Origin of the sequence: Neosynechococcus sphagnicola sy1, assembly GCF_000775285.1 — a bacterium.
Classification (GTDB): Bacteria; Cyanobacteriota; Cyanobacteriia; order Neosynechococcales; family Neosynechococcaceae; genus Neosynechococcus; species Neosynechococcus sphagnicola.
In genome coordinates, this window is record NZ_JJML01000007.1 from 170,099 (window position 1) to 187,359 (window position 17,261).

Consider the following 17,261-nt stretch of genomic DNA (forward strand, 5'->3'; position numbering starts at 1 on the left):
TATCTACTTCCCTAGACATTCTCCCTATATACTGGGTTCATACAATGTGGTGGACGTCTATGAAAGCGCTTGTCACTCTCAGTGTTGTCACAGCCAGCGCGACGGTTGCCCTCATGGCTCCCGCATTGGCTGGCGACATCCATGGCGCTACTGGACGGTTCTCCCCCTCCCGGTTTGTCACGTCTCCAAGGGCATCCTTGAGAGAGGTTTTCGTACCAGACACCAGCGTTCCTGTACCGCCATCTTGGCGACTGATTTTGGCGGATGGCCCCCCTCCTGATGACAAAGGTACCCCTGGAAATCGGGGAGGCTGTGGTGCTAATGGCTGTGGTGGCTATCGCTCCCAGCTTCCTCCCCCTCCAGATCCCGTCAGCAATCGGACTGAGTGCCGCAGTGCTCCCTGTGGGATTACCCCCCCACCTCTACCCGCAACGGGGGAAACCCCTGACAGTCGAGGCCGGGTGGTGGTGATGCCATTCTTAGAATCTGCCCCCCTAGCAACTAGTTCCTGGAGCTTGGAGCAGTCTCTATCTCGCACCCTGGATAGATTTTCTCTGTCCCAACCTACTCCCTGGGTGTTGAAGATGCAGGATCAGCCAGGGGTTCCAGAATCCTAATGTCAATAGCGGTCACCGCTCCATCGGGTGCAATGGTGCTCAAGGGCGGTTCCATGGCTGAAGCATTGCCAACCACGAGGGTTACCAGTTCTTCTGGCTGGAGATAGGTTTGAGCTACTCGCTGAATGTCAGCCACCGTTACGGCCTTGATACCCTGCTGATAGCGAAAGATAAAGTCAGAGGGGTAGTGGTAGTGTTCGTACCAGAGCAGACGCGATAGGGTTTGACTGGGCTCCTGAAAGTTAAACACAAAGGAATTTAAAACAGAATCTTTCGCCAAAGTCAGCTCTTGGGCACCGATGGGAGTCTGACGGATCTTGTCAATTTCAGCGCGAATCCCCTGGATGAAAGGCACCGCAGTTGTGGATCGGGTTTGTCCCCCAGCCAGAAACAGTCCGGGATAGTCATACCGAGGACTCCAGGCTGCATAGACAGAATAAGCCAGTCCCTGGCGCGATCTCAATTCATTAAATAACCGCCCCCCATGTCGTTCAGTACCTGGTTCATCACATCCAACGCTGGATAATCGGGGCTATCGAACTGCCCTCCCAGATGCCCCATTTGCACATAGCTCTGGGTGAGTTGGGGTTGGTTGACCAAAAATAGCCCCCCTGGATGGGCGGGAGAGACGGTGGTTAAATCCGCAGGTAACTGAGCCGGAGGCAAGGGTAAATGGGGTTGCCAATCTCCCAACTTCTGGGTAATTAAGGAACGAAGTGCTTTGCTGTCAAAGTCACCGACAATGCCCAAAATCATGGTTTGGGGTTGAAAGTAGCGCTGGTGGAACTGCACTAAATCGGGGCGATCAATCGCATCAAGGGTGCGATATTCTATGGTGCGACCATAGGGACTAGTGGCACCATAGATCAACTTCTGAAATTCTCGCTGGGCGATCGCCTCGGGGGTATCATTGCGTCGAGCAATCCGGCCTCGCAATTGTGTCTTCGCCAGCTGAATTTGTGCTGGGTCAAACGCAGGTTCCCGAATCACCTCTGCAAATAAACCAAAGACTGTGGTGAGATCTTCACTCAGGCTGGTAAAACTAGCCCCTCCGGCACTGTTCCCCATCAACGTTTCAACGGCGGCAGCCCGCTCCTCCAGTTGCTGGTTCAACCTCTCTACGGGATGGTGCAGGGTGCCACCACTGCGAATGACTTGACTGGTGAGTGCCGCCAGACCAACTTGATCCGCTGGTTCGAGGCGATCTCCCACTTGAAACAGTGCCAGCCCATTCACCAACGGCAGTTCATGATCTTCGATCAGGTAGACCGTGATCCCATTGGCCAATTGCCAGCGGCTATACCGGGGAATCTGCACCGTCGGTAAGGTCGGAAAGATGAGATCGGTATAGTGTTTGGCGGTGGTGGCGATCGCCGGCTGACCACTCGCCAGCAACCAACTCGCGAACAACCCCAGGAATGCCAGCACAAGCCCCACAAGGCGGGGTCGGGAACGACGATTTTGATGCATGGGAACGACTGGGATCATGAATCTGTTGGCAAGAGCCGTCCAATGGTACGGTTTTGAACCTGGAAGGTCGACCTGGCAACCCGCTGAATATCCCCTGGGGTGACGGCGGCGATCCGATCCAAATCTCGAAATACATGCCGCCAACTGCCGGTTTTAATCTCATATTCCAGCAATAACTGAGCCATCCCTGGATTGGAATCGAGGCGGCGGAGCAGGGAGGCTCGGACTTGAGTTTTCACCCGCCTTAACTCCTGTTCCGACACTGGCTCTGTTTTCAAGCGCTCCAGCTCTATCTGGAGCGCGACTGCTACCTCTTCAACGGTGTGTCCCGGTGCGGTCTGAGCCGAGAACAGCATCAGGCTGGGATACTTGTCCCCTGGGAAACCGCTGGAGCCCTGGGCAGCGAGAGCGACTTGCTGCTCGGCCACCAAGGCTTTGTAAAGGCGAGCGCTGCGGCCACTGTTGAGGAGCTGCTCGATTAAAGTGTAGACCACTTGATCGGGATCATGACTGTCAGGGATGTGATAGCCCTCCAAATACCAGGGTTGAGACGCGAGGTGCAGGGTCACCTCCCGAGGGGCAGTTTGGGGAGGTTCAACCACGGTGACCGCCGGGGGGACAGGTTTGGCCGGATAGCGCCCAAAGTAAATCTCAGCCAGTCGTTTCACCTCCGTGGGGTTGACATCTCCCACAACGGCGATCGCCAGGTTATTGGGGACATAATATTGCTGAAAAAACCGCTGTACCTGTGGCCGTGTCAGCTGCTCAATATCCTGGGTATAGCCAATCACGGGTCGGCGATAGGGATGCACTCGATAGGCCGTCTGCAAGAAAGCTTCGATCATTTGCCCCAGGGGAGCGTTTTCCGAACGGGTGCGGCGTTCCTCCAGAATTACGGCTTTCTCTTGAAAAAATTCTCGAAATACAGGTTCTAGAAACCGCTCGGACTCCAGGGACATCCACAGCTCTAACTTATTGGCTGGGAAGCTATAGAAATAACGGGTTGCATCCACGGTAGTATTGGCATTCAGTCCCACCCCCCCTGCTTGTTGCACAATCTGCCCCATTTGATTCTGCTGCACATAGTCCATAGCCTGGGCTTGGAGGGTCTGGAAGCGATCTTGCAGCGGGGGGAGGGCTGCGGTCTGCTGCTGAGCCTTGGCCTGCTGGATCTGATCAAACAAGCGATCCAACGCCGCCAAGAGGGGGGCTTCAGCGGCGTAATCGCGGGTGCCGATGCGGGTGGTACCCTTAAAGGCCAGATGTTCCAGATAGTGAGCCACTCCGGTTTGTCCGTTCGGTTCATTCACCCCGCCCACATTGGCATAGGTCACAAAAGAGACCACCGGAGCCTGATGCCGCTCCAGGACAATAAACTTCAAGCCATTGTTCAGCCGAAATTCGGTGACTCGCCGGATGACATCCTCCCAATAGGGTTGGATCGAGGGGATTGGCGGTTGTGCCAAAACAGGGTGGGGGCAGCTTCCCCACAGGAGCAGAGTCAGCAGACAGATTGCTAACAGGCGATGCCACGGGTAAGGAATGGGCATCACAGAGGGCAAGGAATTGGTAATGAGATCGTTTTTTTGAGGATTATCTTCCAGCAAAAGTGGCCGGAGGGAAGCAGTAACTAGGGGGTGAGATGGAGGCATATTGAGGCAGAGCAGCTAGAGATGCGGACAGCAGAAGGGTTGCCTCTATTTAAGTTAAACCGAATATTTGCCAATGAGTGACGGTTCTCCAGACAGATCCCCGATTTCCACCCCCAAATTAGTACCAAATTAGTAAAAGTAGGCTTTAAAATTAGCCGTCGCGATCGCACCTTCCAGCAAAATGTCGAGAACTTAGTTACACTGAAGACACAATAACTTTACATTCATCCTATCTGTCTAAACTCCTTTTTATCAGTGTGATTTCTACAGATCACTTGATCACACCCTGATAAATTCCTAAATGTGAGGGCACGTATGATCTCAATCTCCCTACATCTTGAGGTCTTTTCTATGCTCACACATCAACCCCTACAAAAAGATTGGTGGAATTGTCCTGTTACTGGCTCGGATGGCTTGCTAGATCAACTGATTAGCAGACAGAGAAGACAGTCTGTACCTGAGAGTAGTCTTTTACTGCATCATAAACTCCTGAGCAAGGCTGAGAATTTTGCGGAGATAACTCAAAGCAAGGACAGCAATAGATTTTGCAATCAGGAATTTATTCTACTGGTTAAGATTAAGTATCTCTTGGATAAGAATTTGGGCACATACGCTGGATTGAGCAATTTTATTAAATTCTTCGAGGTTGCAATTGCCGCCAAAGATGCTTTTTTTAAGATGGAGCAATCTGAAATGCATTATCAGGGATTTCAGCAGCGGTTGTTCTAACAGTTCATTGAAGATCAGCTAGCGAAATACAAGAATTTTACCCATGACAACCATTTGGCATTTCGGGAAGAAGTAGACAACATGCTACCGAGGTTTCTCTCAGGGATGAAGACTGAGGATGGAAAGTCGGCTCTGGAAGGCTATGTTCAACAAGTAAACCACATCGCAGAACACGAACTGGGCCTGACGCTACTTTATTTATTCAAGTCAAAGAACTTGGAAAGCTATACAATGCTAAGAATTATAGCCAACTTACTTGAAAATCTTGAATATCAAGAGCTGCCTAATTTCAAGACCTTGCTTGATTTGGTCAAAATCAATTGGAATGCCTTTTATAGCCTCGGGACAGTGATTGGAATTCCTGAGAAACTCAATACCCTGAGAACCCACACCAAGATCGTTCAATATTTTGTCCTTTTCAGACGGCACCAAGTCTCTTTTAGCGAGTTCAGTAACCTACTTAAGACTTTGAGGCAGTGGTATCGGTGTTATGAGAGTATTCTTGAAATCAGGCAGAAGTATCCAGCCAGTGAATATAAACAACTCCAGGAATTCTCCCTGAGAATCCCTGGCGAAAAGATTTATCTTAACTATCAGAAGGTATTAACCGATCAAAATACTAAGTATACGTACATCGATTTTGGATAATTCCCCATCTAAGTCAAGAGATTGCTGCAGGTTTCTGACTGGAACCAGTAACTTCTGTTCTCTGGTTCTCTTCTGGCAATATCTTCAATATGCGCCGAATGGGAGGTATAGACCCGACTGCCTAGCACAAGTGTCTGAAAGGCTTGTGGCGCCGTATTTTTTCGGAAAAGGTGAGCTGACATGAGAGGCTGAAATTTGCGTCATTTCAACGTCTAGACGATGTTAGCCACCACCTGCCTCTATGATCAAGTGCTGTCTTTACTGCATCAATACAGTCAACCGCACGATCTGGGGCACCTGAAAGCCCTCACTTGGATGGTAAAGACCCTGGTGTCTAGTGGTCGGTTGAGCTGCCTACCGGAGTGGGAGTCGTATGTGCCCAGTCGCGCCCGTCAGGCGCAAATCACGGAACCAGGAAAAATGAGAAGCTCCCCAGGAGTTGTATCTGCGGGATATTTGTTGCATCATGTAACAAGCTCTTTCCCAAATCGGGATTTTAGAGGACATTTGTGAACGATTAACCTACTATTCAGGAGCATGGTTGCAATGTCTTTAACCGATACTCAAGTTTTTGTGGCCTTAGTTGTGGCTCTATTGCCAGGAGTTCTAGCATTTCGGCTAGCCACCGAGCTGTATAAGTAATCGGCTATTAAATCGCTACGGAGCCTGCCCTGGGTTCTGTGATCAGCGGAGTTAGTGTCTCTTTAAGATTGGTTTCCAGCGGTCACATCAGCCCATGGTGTGCCCTTGGAAGATCGCCAGGGTAGGTTCCCATTGTTACTGACCCTTGTCCTCCTATGAACGCGCTCTTACCGTCGCCCCAACCCCATCAACCTCCCCAAACGCCCCGTGCTCTGCCTCGCCAGCGGCGGCGTCATCAGCCTACCTATCGGGGACGCACGCTTGAAGTTGCCGCCAAACTGGGTGTCAATTTAATGCTGGGAACGGTTGCCGTGATGACGCTCGTTAACTTGCTACCCTATGCACAGACTCAGGATGCAAAGTTGCAAACCATGCGTCAAGAGGTGAGCAAAACAGAAGCGCGGGTGAATCAACTAAAAGCCGACTTCAGTCAATACTTTGATCCCCAGCAGGCTCGGGTGATCATGCAGCAGCAGGGGTACCGTGTGGATCCCCTTCAGTATCAGATTGTCTGGCTTGGAAATCGGAACGCCCCAACTTCCCAGCCATGAACCCAAAACCACTAGCTTGATACAATAACGAGGATGCGCCCCATCCCCTCCTCGCAACTGGGAGGATATGTTAAGACCTAACTCGGTTGCTGTGTAATCCATTTTTTCTTTGCTAGTGATACCCCGGCTTAACATCACGCTATGACAACTGCGATCGCCTATCCCAATGCCCCTGACGTTTCTGCAGAGGATTATCTAGTTCTCGGCCTTGCTACTTGCTTTGTCAAAGAAGATGGCCAAGTTTATGAAGTGAAGGTGGTTGAACCCATTCCCTCAGCAGCTCTGGAAGCATTGATCAAAGGAATTCCCACCTCCTATGCTCGGGCCTGTGCTACCACCCTCGGTGCAGTTTTGCAGGGAGAGACCTTACAAATGCCGATGGACTTTCCTGCCGATGCTCAGTTTTGTGAGGATTTTGCCTACCGAGCTGTTGCTGCCGTTCGTACCTATCGGATTCGCCCCGTTGCCCAAGCCCACATTCCCCTAGGCAGTAGTTACCAAGACTTCAACTATTCAACGGAGCGCAAGCGAGTTTTAAACGCCAGTCGTGTGGTCAAAACTGAAGATAACGTTAAGCAACATTCCTATACACACCAGGTTCTTTAGGGCAACCTCTCAGAATCGGCATTTAGCATTCTGAGAGGTTGCCTGACTCACCAGTGTCGCTAAATATCACTCGATTCGGAGCCAGAATGGGGTGAATTGGCGGTGTTGAGGTGTCGGCTCAGATGGATCGTCATCTGCCTGTTGTGGAAATCCCTCGATGCTTCGTTACAACTTTGTGGATTTTTCCAGTATTCTCATCTCATGGACGCAATATGGCGATGACTGATGAGGGGTTCCCATGGAAGGCAATAATCTAGAGTCCAAAAACACGAATACAAAAAGCCCGTTAGAGCTAGCTGAGTATGCCTCCCTGTTGCTCTCGGTTGCAGGAACAGTTGCTTCTGCCCTCACCCAGCAAGCTGTGCTGGCAGCTGCGCCTCTGAGTCTTTCACTGATTTTGAATTTAGCCAATCGTCGTCGCATCCAAGCATTGCCGCCGTTGGCTGCCCCCGCCGCCCTCTTGGCCGAGCCATCTCCACTTACAACCGATACTCCATCTCATGCCGTTGCCGATCTGGTCAGAATTCAAGAGCAAAGTTTTTTATTTGCAACGCCAAGACACCAGTCTTCAAGAAACGGTCGATAGCTTGATGCAGCAGTTGCAGGGTCTGCCAGCCTCAGGGGCTTTATCGACCATGGAAGAAACTGTCTCCCAACTGTCGCAGGCGATCGCCCAATTACAAACCAATTCTCCCCTGGACCCGGTCTTTGATGTTGCAGTGGGAGGGAACGATTGGCAGGAGCCCTTGCAGGCCTTAGAGGTGAAATTAGAGCGAGTATTGTCAGGCATCCCAACTGAGCTTGCCCCAGCGGATGATTGGCATGCAGCCTTTCAGCAATTGGAAGCCAAGTTAGAAAATACCTTGGTCAGTTTAGCGCCGACCGTGGATGACCCCTTTGCCCCGGCCTCTGACCCAGCCTGGGGGGATGAGATCAAATCCCAAGTGGTGCGTGCCGAAACCAGCATAGGTACGGCTCTAACCCAACTGGCTGCCATCCAACAACAACTGGAACCCCTGGCAGCCCTCCCCGCTCAGGTGGAATGGTTACAGGGGCAGATCAGTGTCCCAACTCCCCCAGCAATGGTCGATGTCACCGCCTTGGTCGAGGAGGCGGTGCAGCAAAAACTAGCAACGTTGGAACCATCGGTTCCCAAGGCTGACCCTAGTGAGGCCATCGGCTCCTTACAAGCCCAGGTGGAAATGTTGAAAACACAACTCGATAGTGTTTCAGCCAGTCTTTCTCAGGGGCTGGCGAATTTGCCTCATCTGGTGAGCGAAGCCATTGTCAACCATCCATCCACCCCCTCAGCCCCCTCCCCAGCGACGGGTGATTTAACGGCACCGGTAGAAGCTGCTTTGACCCAGTTATCGGCAGAGATTGCCGCCATTCCCAATCTGGTGGAAACGGCGGTGCAAAGGCGCATTGAAACCATGCACTCTGAACTAGAGCTATTTCCAGATATTCCAGCCACCTCTGCTCAAGCGGATGATACACCGGATTGGGATTCGCTGCTGGCAGAGCTGGAAATTGACCCCAAGGGTTAAGCCCCCTCAACTACCGGATGCCAGTTGTTTGCCAAGCAGCCCTCGTCACCCTGGCAACCCAGGATTTTGCGGTTGTGGTTGAGTTTTATCAACATCTGCTGAATCAGCAACCCCAACCCCATACGCCCCAACGTTATGCAGAGTTTCAGCTGGCTGGCCTGCGTCTGGGAATTTTTCGCCCCCGGAGAGAAGATCAAGGAGAGTTTGCGAACAGCTGTCAGAGTTGTCTGAGTTTGTGTTTGGAGGTGGAGAACCTTGAGGAGGCGATCGCCCACCTCACCCAACTAGGCTATCCACCCCCCGGCGAGCTGATCACGGCTGCCCATGGGCAAGAAATTTATGCCTATGATCCCTTGGGTAATCGACTGATTTTGCATCAACCACCCAACTAAGAAATTCTCCCAAGGATGGGAGCTTATGAATCCGTTATCAAAGGCGATGAACTGAAGCTGATGCCTTCTACCTTGGCTTCGGCTTGGTGGGCGATCGCCCGCAGTTGATCGACGGTGTGTGGGTCAGCCGTTTGCCACAACCCCCGCTGATGGGCTTCTAACAGACGTTCTGCCATATCCCTTAACGCCCAGGGATTATGCTGCTCAATGAAATCTTGCACCGCTGGATCGAATAAGTAGGCGGCGGCGACTCCCTGATACATAAAATCCTCGACACAATGGGTGGTGGCATCGTAGGCAAACAAATAATCCACGGTGGCTGCCATTTCAAAGGCACCTTTATAGCCGTGCCGCATCACCCCTGCAATCCACTTAGGATTGATGACCCGTGATCGGTACACTCGTCCTAGTTCTTCCTGCAAGTGCCTTACTTTGGGGTTGGCAGGCTGGGAGTGATCCCCAAAGTAAACCTGGGGATTTTCACCCCGAATTGCCCGCACAGCAACGGTTAAGCCACCTTGAAATTGGTAATAGTCATCGGAGTCGAGCAGATCATGTTCCCGGTTGTCCTGATTATGGAGTACCACCTGCAGTTGCCGCAGTCGCTGTTCAAAGGCTTCCGGAGCCGCAGCTTCGCCTCCTTGGGCGGTGTAGGCATAGCTACTCCAGTTGAGATAGGCACGGGCTAAGTCCTGGTCATCTGTCCAGTTTTGGGCTTCGATCAACCCTTGTAACCCCGCCCCGTAGGCACCCGGTTTGGAGCCAAAGATGCGGTAGCGAGCACGGAGGGCGGCCTGGTCAAGGGAGAGTCCAGCCTCATGCCACCGCCGACTTTCTTGCTGGACTTGAGCTGCCAAGGAATTCTGTTCCGGGGGTTCGTCCAGGGCTGCCACCGCCTGTACCGCCTGATCAAACAAGTCAATGAGATTGCTGAAGGCATCGCGAAAGAAGCCGGAAATTCTCAAGGTGACATCAACGCGAGGTCGTCCCAGGTAGGACAGGGGGAGAATCTCAAAGTCCACGACCCGCCGCGATGGCCCATCCCAAACCGGCTGCACACCCAACAAAGCCAGGGCTTCTGCCAAATCATCGCCTCCGGTACGCATGGTTGCGGTTCCCCAAATGGAGAGCCCCAGGGTTTGGGGATACTCTCCGTGTTCCTGGGTATACCGTTCAATCAACACGGCGGCGGCTTTCCGCCCCACATCCCAGGCACTTTCGGTGGGGATGGCTCGAATATCAACGGAGTAAAAATTCCGTCCCGTGGGCAAGACATCAGGTCTGCCTCGGGTTGGGGCTCCCGATGCCCCACTGGGAATATAGCCCCCGGCTAAACCGTGGAGCAAGTAGTGTAGCTCCTGATCAGTGTGTCGTAGTGCGGGTAGTAGTTGTGTCTGAATCCAGCGCTGGGATAGATGCAGCGCCTCGGTCTCGGAAGCCATGGCGGGGAAGCCCTCGCCATCCGCTAACAGGGAGTCTACAAGCTTGGCGGCTGCTAGTTCCAACGCCGCGATCGCATCCCCTAGAATCTGACAGTCCGGATGTCCCTGGGCGGCTAATTGCTGGCGTTGCACGTCAGCAAGGGCAACCCCCATGTCTGCCGTTAAGGGATCCAAGTCTAACCCCCAATCCTGGGCGATCGCCCGGGTGAGTCCTGACTGGGCTGGGTTGGGATGACGGGCGATCGCCACCACCAGATCCCGGAGTTGCGACCCTTGGGGACACTGGCCAAAAATATGCAACCCATCCCGAATCTGGGCTTCCTTCAGCTCACAGAGATAACCATCGGCAACGGTAATCCAGTCTCGATCTAGTGTCCAGGTATCGGTGTCAGCGGTGGCTCCATGGGCGGGTTGGCGGGGCTGGCGGTGCTGTAAATCCCGGTGGAGATTGGCCTGTCGCACCAGTTGGCTCATGCGATCCTGAATCACAGAAACCCTGGTCGGATCAAGGCTTTGAGCTTCGTAGTATTCATCAATCAGCTGCTCCAACTGCTGTAAGGGGCCGTAGAGTTCAGCCCGGGTCATCGGCGGGGTGAGATGATCGAGAATCACGGCCTGGGCGCGACGCTTGGCCTGGGAACCCTCACCGGGGTCATTGACGATAAAGGGATAGAGGTGGGGTAAAGCTCCCAATGCAACCTCGGGATAGCAGTCAGCAGCCAGGGCCACACTTTTACCAGGGAGCCATTCTAAATTGCCGTGTTTACCGACATGGACGATGACGTGGGCACCAAACCCATGCCGGAGCCAGTGATAAAAGGCCAGGTAAGCCGGGGTTGGTTCTAGATCGGGGGCATGGTAGTTTAAGGCTGGATCAATGTCATAGCCCCGGCTGGGCTGAATGCCAACAAAGACATTTCCCAGTTGCAGTCCCGGAATTGCGATGTCTGCCTTGGGGGTACACCGATCTCCCCAGCGATCGCGGATACCTTGGTGTACTGTTGGCGGCAGATGGTCGAAATAAGCTGCAAAGGCGGCGATCGGCAGGGTTTGCTGGATCGGACGCAGGTCGCGCCCTTCGGGGTCATTGGTCAGGGTGGCTGTGAGCTGCTGGATCAAGTCCCCTCCCGTGGGTGGCAATGCCTCGATCTGGTAACCAGCCTGCTGCATTGCCTTCAGCATCTCCACACAACTGGCAGGGGTATCCAGCCCCACTCCATTCGCCAGTCTGCCGTCTCGGGTGGGGTAGTTTGCTAGGATCAAGGCCACCCGTCGTTGGGCAACGGGGGTTTGCCGCAGCTTCACCCAATTAGCGGCCAAATCCGCCACAAACTGAATGCGATCGCCCATGGGGGCATACCCCACCACATCGGTTTCTAAGTCGGCATTCCAGGTTTGCACCGCCTTAAACGAAACGGCGCGACTGATAATCCGCCCATCCACTTCTGGCAGCGCCACATTCATCGCCAGATCCCGGGGAGAGAGCCCCTGGAATTGACTCGCCCACTGCTCCACCGTGCCGCCACTGAGGATCACCTGTAAAATCGGCACATCCAACTGCTGCCAGAGGCCGACTTGGGGGATGGCGGTTTCCAAACGGGCCAGGGAAAAACTCGTAGCGTTCAGCAATACTTGAATGGCCTGACCATCCTGGGGTTTGGAAGTAGGTCAGCAGCTGTGCCTGCACCGCTAGATCGCGCAAGGAGGAGACATAGACAGGAATTGGATCGAGCTGATGCTGAGCTAGGGCGGCACAGAGGGCATCCATGGGGGCTGTGTTCCCCGCTAAATAGTGAGCGCGATAAAACAGCAGCCCGACGCGGGGCTGGGATGGTTGTTGCTGGGAAGCGGGCCATGGATAGAGACCCACCCGAGGCACCCCTTGGGGGGCAGGGGGGTGATAGCGAGTTCCCAGGCAGGTATCGGCTAGAAATTGCAACCCATGGGTGAGGTTCTCGAGACCCCCTTCGGTGAAATACCGCCAGAGTTGGTGAGCCGCCCCGAGGCTGGTGGTGGAATGGCTGAGCAGATCGGGGTCAGGGCGATCATCCCCAGGCAAAAGCACCAAGGAGGCTCCAGTTCTACCTACCAGATCTTTGACCACCTCAAGGCCATAGGGCCAGTAAGCGCGACCTCCCAACAGGCGAACCACAATCACCTGGGCGTGCTGGAGCACTGTCTCTGCATAGGTATCGATCGTCAGTTGTTGCTGAAGTTGCAGCAAATTGACCACCCGGAGTGCCGGAAAACCATGGGGTAGGCGAGACACCGCCTGAGCCAGGGTTTGAATATCAGTATCGGCAGTGGTGAGCAAGATCAGAGGGGCGGGGGTTTGTTCAATAAAAATCACCCCAGCTTGATCCGGGTTCCAACCTCCGGGAGTGGCGGCAAGACGGTGCATAGTAATACCGTTTTAATCGGGGGCAGGAGGGCGATAGCGTTCACGGATGGATTGTGTGTTTACCGAACCGCTGTCTGGAAAGACGGGGCTTGAATCCCGTGCTTTTGATCAAGGGGAGTGATAAGCTCAAAAAACCTCCGTGCTTCTCCCGTAAATTCGAGGCATGACATTCGCCGACGCTGAATTTTATCCCCCTGTCTCTGTTTGCCAACCCGTTGAAGAAGCGCTACGTCAGCAAGTAGAGCAGGAGCGACTCCTCAACCAAGTTACCACCCAGATTCGTCAAAGTTTGGAGTTACCTGTAATCCTGGAAACTGCTGTGCAGCAAGTGCGGGATTTTTTACTGGCAGACCGCCTGGTAATTTACCAATTTGATACCCAGAGTTCCACCCCATCGACGGAGACCTCCCCAGGGATTGCCAACTGTGCAGGTCAGAGCCGGGAAATTGAAGGATTGGGCGGTCAGGTTACCTATGAAGCGAGAGCCTCCCAGGGGATTATTACCGCACTGCATTGGGCGGAACCAGACAGCTGTTTTGTCCGGGTGCCGCTGTGTCGGGAGCGTTATCACCGGGGCAGCACCCTGGCGATCGCCGATACAGAACTCACCTATGCCAACGTTCCTTGTTTAATGAATCTGCTGCGCCAGCTACAGGTGCGTGCCAAACTCGTCGCTCCGATTATGGTGCAGGAATCTTTGTGGGGGTTACTGATCGCCCATCAGTGCTTTGAACCACGGGAGTGGCAGCCCACGGAACAACGATTTTTACAGCACATTGCCGAACACCTGGCGATCGCCATTTACCAAGCGCAGCTCTACGCTCAAGTTCAACAGCAGAAACAAACCCTCGAACAGCGCGTCATTGAACGCACCCAAGATCTCCGGGATACCCTACTAGCTGCCCAAGCTGCTAACCGTGCCAAAAGTGAGTTTCTGGCGAACATGAGCCATGAACTCCGCACACCGCTCACCTGTGTAATTGGCATGTCAGCCACCCTGTTGCAATGGTCATTGGGGCAACTGAGTCAACGCCAACGAGACTTTCTCCAAACCATTCACAACAGCGGCAAGCACCTGCTAGAACTCATTAACGACATTTTGGATCTGTCCCAAGTTGAGGCTGGCAAGATGCTGCTGAATGTCAGCGAATTTTCCCTCACTCAACTGGCCTATCAAAGCCTCCAAATCCTGAAGGAAAAAGCTGAACGCAACCAGGTTACCCTGGCGTTAGAAATTCAGTCTCAGCGGTTCGAGATTGATGCTCCCGAACCGCCCCCCACCCTGAACTTCGCCGCTGACCAGCGGCGGGTACGGCAGATTCTCTTGAATTTGCTGAGCAATGCGATCAAATTTACCCCAGAGGGCGGCCAAGTGATCCTGAGACTGTGGTCAGAAACCAACAAGGTCGCCTTGCAGATAGAAGATACGGGCATCGGCATTCCTGAAGATCAAAAAACCCCTGCTGTTTCAAAAATTTCAGCAGCTCGATACCTCCCATGATCGAGAATATGAAGGTACGGGACTGGGACTGGCGTTGACCCAGCAGTTGCTAGAGTTGCACGGTGGCTGGATCGAAGTTGAATCTACCGTTGGTGTTGGCTCTGTCTTTACTGCCTGGGTTCCGGCCCAACTCCTCCCTGCTGCTCCTCTAGCCTTTGTGAGTGCGGGGAATACCCAGGGGCAAATAGTCTTGATTGCCCATCAAGAAGAAACCGCCAAAATCATCTGCGATCTGCTGACCACTGCGGGATATCAGGTGATCTGGATCATGGATGGACTCAGTGCTGTCGCTCAGGTACAGTTACTTCAGCCCCAGCTTGTGATCTTAGAGATGCAGCTCTCAGGTGCGGATGGGACGGAGGTAATTCTGCAATTACGCAGGACGCCCCTTGCCAAACCCCTCAAGATTTTGTCCCTCTCCCCTCCGGATGGCTGCACCCATCCCTGCCACCCCCTGACCGTGGGAGCCGATGACTATATGAGCTATCCTTTCCAACCCCAGGAGCTATTCCACAAAATTGTCGCTTTGCTCGCACTTGTCAATCCTTAATATTTGTATTCTCAACAGACAACTGGTGGGCGATTGGTATTTCCCCGACGATCAATCCACGCTGATTTTGATTCTGGATCCCCCATGGCTGATTCGAGGCAACTTCTCAACACCCTACACCACGGTCTGATTGTTTCCTGTCAAGCGCCCGTTGACTCCCCGTTGCACACCCCCCCCGATCATTGCCGCGATCGCCCAAGCAGCGGTCAATCAGGGAGCGGTTGGTGTGCGGATTGATACACCTGCCCATATCTCCCGAGTTCGACAGCAAGTGAGTGTCCCCATCATTGGCCTCTGGAAGCAGCAAATTCCAGGTTCCGAAGTCTACATTACGCCGCAGTTTCACCACGCTCAAGCGATCGCCGAGGCAGGAGCCGATCTGATCGCGATAGATGCCACCCTGCGATCGCGTCCCCAGGGCGAAACCGTTGAATCCCTGATCCGCCGCATTCACCAAGAGTTAGGGAAACCCGTGATGGCAGATATTGATACCCTGGAAGCCGCGATCGCCGCCGAGACAGCAGGTGCGGATCTGATTGGCACCACCCTCTATGGCTATACCGCCGCAACCCGGCATCTAACACCACCCGGTTTTGAACTGTTAAGCGATTGGGTGCAGCAGGGGCACATCCCTGTCATCTGCGAAGGGGGCATTCAGACGCCTGCAATGGCACGGCAAGCCCTAGAGTTGGGTGCCTATGCGGTGGTGGTGGGAACCGCCATTACCGGGATTGATGCCCTCGTCAACGCTTACTGTGCTGCCCTGCGTCAGCCTGTTTAGCAGTAGATCGACACGCAGGATGGGAGGTGAGCCCTGGGATTTGCTGGAGACTCGTCTCCCAGGCACCTGCAACCCCAGGGAATGCTGCAAAACTCCAAAGTGAGAATTACGGCCTGGTTGGTTCCAAAGCTTGTGTAGTCAGCTAAGGTCATAGTAGAATTAACGTTTGTGTCGAATTAGAGTCAGTCCATGCCCAAACTCAAGACTCGCAAAGCTGCTGCCAAGCGTTTCCGCAGCACGGGTAGCGGCAAGATTATGCGCCGCAAATCCATGAGGAACCACCTGCTACAACACAAGAGTGCCGCTCGGAAGCGCTCCCTCTCCCATCCAGCTTTGGTGGACGAGCGAGATGCTGAGAACGTGCGCCTCATGCTGCCCTACTTATAAGATTTTGAAGGTCTCAGGTAACTATGACACGGGTCAAACGCGGTAACGTTGCTCGTAAACGCCGCAAAAAAGTTCTCAAACTTGCTAAAGGGTTCCGGGGTTCTCACTCCAGCCTATTTCGTACCGCTAACCAGCAGGTAATGAAAGCCCTGCGGAATGCCTATCGCGATCGCCGGAAGCGGAAGCGAGATTTTCGCCGTCTGTGGATAACTCGCATCAATGCTGCTGCCCGTCTCCATGGTCTCAGCTATAGCCAATTGATAGGTCAGCTGAAAAAGGCCAATATCTTGATTAATCGTAAGATGCTAGCTCAGTTAGCGGTGATTGACCCTGCAAGCTTTGGCAAGGTGGTCGAACTGGCTGCCCAATCTGGGGGTTAAGCTGGGCGGCTCATCACCGTTTCTCCTCATGTCATCGGTTTATCGAGCCATGGGGCTGCACATTGATCCTTACTCAGTGACATCTGATTACGAATTGTTCGGGTGAGCCAGCGTCAGCAGGTCGCCAACAGGAGTCCTTGATGTTCATCGTCAAGGATATTTTTTTATCTGGAGGCGTTTTTAAATGGAGGCTTTCCCAACCCCCTCGGCCAATTGTTGCGAGTGGATGTTACTCCGTGATCACCATTGGTAACTCCGTAGTCACGAGCTTACAGTATGATGCAGTTACGGCAGCATCGCTGCAATGACCCGCTAGCAAGCAATGGTTAGCTTTAGGATAGCGCGCTCAATTTTGGGGTTTGCCTGGATGGTCGTTTATGGATGAAATTTTACCCGTTATCTACCTGGGAATTTTGTTGGTTTTGCTGGGAGTCGCTGCTTGGGCGATTTTGCAACAGGTACTCAAAACCCGTAAGACTGAAAGTACCCTCACCGAGCTCCAGCGGAAACTCAGTAAAGAGAAGGGAACTGCCCAAGACTACTTTGAACTAGGCACCATCCTTTTAGATAAGAAGATTTATGCTCAAGCGATCACTCAGCTCCAGAAGTCGCTGAAAGCTGAGAGTCTGGACACGGCTACCGATGCTGCTCTGGTTTACAATGCCCTAGGGTTTGCCTATTTTGCCCAAGAACAGTATGACTTGGCGATTCGCAACTACAAAGAGTCGGTGAAATTAGTGCCGGACTATACGACCGCGCTCAATAATTTGGGCCACGCTTACGAACGCAAAAAACTCACCAGTCAAGCGTTAGAAGCCTATGAGCAAGTCTTGGCTCTGGAACCCAACAATACCACTGCTAAGCGCCGAGCTGCTTCGTTGCGGAAGCTGGTAACCCCTGCTGCTTGAACGGTTTATCTTAGGCTGGGGATGCTAGATCGCTCACGTTTCTGCAGTTGGACAGCC

General features: G+C 53.2%; 15 protein-coding genes and 3 pseudogenes. 15 read left to right on the top strand and 3 right to left on the bottom strand.

Annotation, left to right across the window (positions count from 1 at the left end; translation table 11 throughout):
- Nucleotides 1-59: 59 nt before the first annotated feature.
- The gene (locus tag DO97_RS23670; RefSeq protein WP_156120429.1) at nucleotides 60-617 is read left to right on the top strand and encodes a hypothetical protein; all 558 of its coding nucleotides are present in this window, start codon (nucleotides 60-62) and stop codon (nucleotides 615-617) included.
- On the opposite strand, the pseudogene DO97_RS27320 reads toward DO97_RS23670, so the two are convergent.
- Together DO97_RS27320 and DO97_RS04245 are read right to left on the bottom strand one after the other, a co-directional pair.
- Nucleotides 565-2,087, bottom strand: a pseudogene (locus tag DO97_RS27320) (M16 family metallopeptidase). The gene DO97_RS23670 and the pseudogene DO97_RS27320 overlap by 53 nt on opposite strands.
- A gap of 14 nt (nucleotides 2,088-2,101) precedes the next feature.
- Nucleotides 2,102-3,637: a M16 family metallopeptidase gene (locus tag DO97_RS04245; protein WP_052128372.1), complete on the bottom strand. Its 1,536-nt coding sequence runs from the start codon at nucleotides 3,635-3,637 to the stop codon at nucleotides 2,102-2,104.
- Nucleotides 3,638-4,090: 453 nt separating this feature from the next.
- Here DO97_RS04245 and DO97_RS20580 point away from each other — a divergent pair, with 453 nt between their 5' ends.
- The 8 genes from DO97_RS20580 to DO97_RS04275 all read left to right on the top strand — a co-directional run bounded on the left by DO97_RS20580 (nucleotide 4,091) and on the right by DO97_RS04275 (nucleotide 8,854).
- Entirely contained in the window at nucleotides 4,091-4,468 is a 378-nt protein-coding gene (locus tag DO97_RS20580; protein WP_156120430.1) for a hypothetical protein, read from the top strand.
- Nucleotides 4,469-4,573: 105 nt separating this feature from the next.
- Nucleotides 4,574-5,116, top strand: a complete 543-nt coding sequence (locus DO97_RS20585; RefSeq protein WP_156120431.1) for a hypothetical protein — start codon at nucleotides 4,574-4,576, stop codon at nucleotides 5,114-5,116.
- 546 nt (nucleotides 5,117-5,662) lie between these two features.
- Nucleotides 5,663-5,758 (top strand): photosystem I reaction center subunit XII, encoded by a 96-nt coding sequence (gene psaM, locus DO97_RS21925; protein WP_072016353.1) that lies wholly within the window; start codon nucleotides 5,663-5,665, stop codon nucleotides 5,756-5,758.
- A gap of 155 nt (nucleotides 5,759-5,913) precedes the next feature.
- Nucleotides 5,914-6,309, top strand: coding sequence for a slr1601 family putative cell division protein (locus DO97_RS04255; protein WP_036531316.1), 396 nt, complete (start codon nucleotides 5,914-5,916; stop codon nucleotides 6,307-6,309).
- Between the two features lie 141 nt (nucleotides 6,310-6,450).
- The gene (locus tag DO97_RS04260; RefSeq protein WP_036531319.1) at nucleotides 6,451-6,915 is read left to right on the top strand and encodes a hypothetical protein; all 465 of its coding nucleotides are present in this window, start codon (nucleotides 6,451-6,453) and stop codon (nucleotides 6,913-6,915) included.
- A 238-nt stretch (nucleotides 6,916-7,153) separates the two neighbouring features.
- A complete protein-coding gene (locus DO97_RS04265) occupies nucleotides 7,154-7,501 on the top strand; it encodes a hypothetical protein (RefSeq protein WP_036531320.1) in 348 nt (115 codons plus the stop codon).
- Nucleotides 7,461-8,462, top strand: coding sequence for a hypothetical protein (locus tag DO97_RS04270; protein WP_156120432.1), 1,002 nt, complete (start codon nucleotides 7,461-7,463; stop codon nucleotides 8,460-8,462). The genes DO97_RS04265 and DO97_RS04270 overlap by 41 nt, the downstream gene beginning before the upstream one ends.
- A 17-nt stretch (nucleotides 8,463-8,479) precedes the next feature.
- Nucleotides 8,480-8,854, top strand: a complete 375-nt coding sequence (locus DO97_RS04275; protein ID WP_036531322.1) for a VOC family protein — start codon at nucleotides 8,480-8,482, stop codon at nucleotides 8,852-8,854.
- A gap of 23 nt (nucleotides 8,855-8,877) precedes the next feature.
- On the opposite strand, the pseudogene cobN reads toward DO97_RS04275, so the two are convergent.
- A pseudogene (cobN, locus tag DO97_RS04280) lies at nucleotides 8,878-12,697 on the bottom strand (cobaltochelatase subunit CobN).
- 163 nt (nucleotides 12,698-12,860) lie between these two features.
- On the opposite strand from cobN, the gene DO97_RS04285 reads away from it, so the two are divergent.
- The 6 genes and pseudogenes from DO97_RS04285 to DO97_RS04305 all read left to right on the top strand — a co-directional run bounded on the left by DO97_RS04285 (nucleotide 12,861) and on the right by DO97_RS04305 (nucleotide 17,204).
- On the top strand, nucleotides 12,861-14,198 hold the full coding sequence (locus DO97_RS04285) for a sensor histidine kinase (RefSeq protein ID WP_052128360.1): 1,338 nt from the start codon (nucleotides 12,861-12,863) through the stop codon (nucleotides 14,196-14,198).
- Nucleotides 14,161-14,748 carry an ATP-binding response regulator gene (locus DO97_RS27330; protein WP_275574938.1) on the top strand — a complete coding sequence of 196 codons (588 nt, stop codon included), beginning with the start codon at nucleotides 14,161-14,163 and terminating at the stop codon, nucleotides 14,746-14,748. The genes DO97_RS04285 and DO97_RS27330 overlap by 38 nt, the downstream gene beginning before the upstream one ends.
- Nucleotides 14,749-14,832: 84 nt before the next feature.
- Nucleotides 14,833-15,529: pseudogene (locus DO97_RS04290) on the top strand (N-acetylmannosamine-6-phosphate 2-epimerase).
- Between the two features lie 189 nt (nucleotides 15,530-15,718).
- On the top strand, nucleotides 15,719-15,916 hold the full coding sequence (rpmI, locus tag DO97_RS04295; RefSeq protein ID WP_036531323.1) for a 50S ribosomal protein L35: 198 nt from the start codon (nucleotides 15,719-15,721) through the stop codon (nucleotides 15,914-15,916).
- Between the two features lie 23 nt (nucleotides 15,917-15,939).
- A complete protein-coding gene (gene rplT / locus DO97_RS04300) occupies nucleotides 15,940-16,296 on the top strand; it encodes a 50S ribosomal protein L20 (RefSeq protein WP_036531324.1) in 357 nt (118 codons plus the stop codon).
- A 377-nt stretch (nucleotides 16,297-16,673) separates the two neighbouring features.
- On the top strand, nucleotides 16,674-17,204 hold the full coding sequence (locus DO97_RS04305; RefSeq protein ID WP_036531325.1) for a tetratricopeptide repeat protein: 531 nt from the start codon (nucleotides 16,674-16,676) through the stop codon (nucleotides 17,202-17,204).
- Nucleotides 17,205-17,261: the final 57 nt, after the last annotated feature.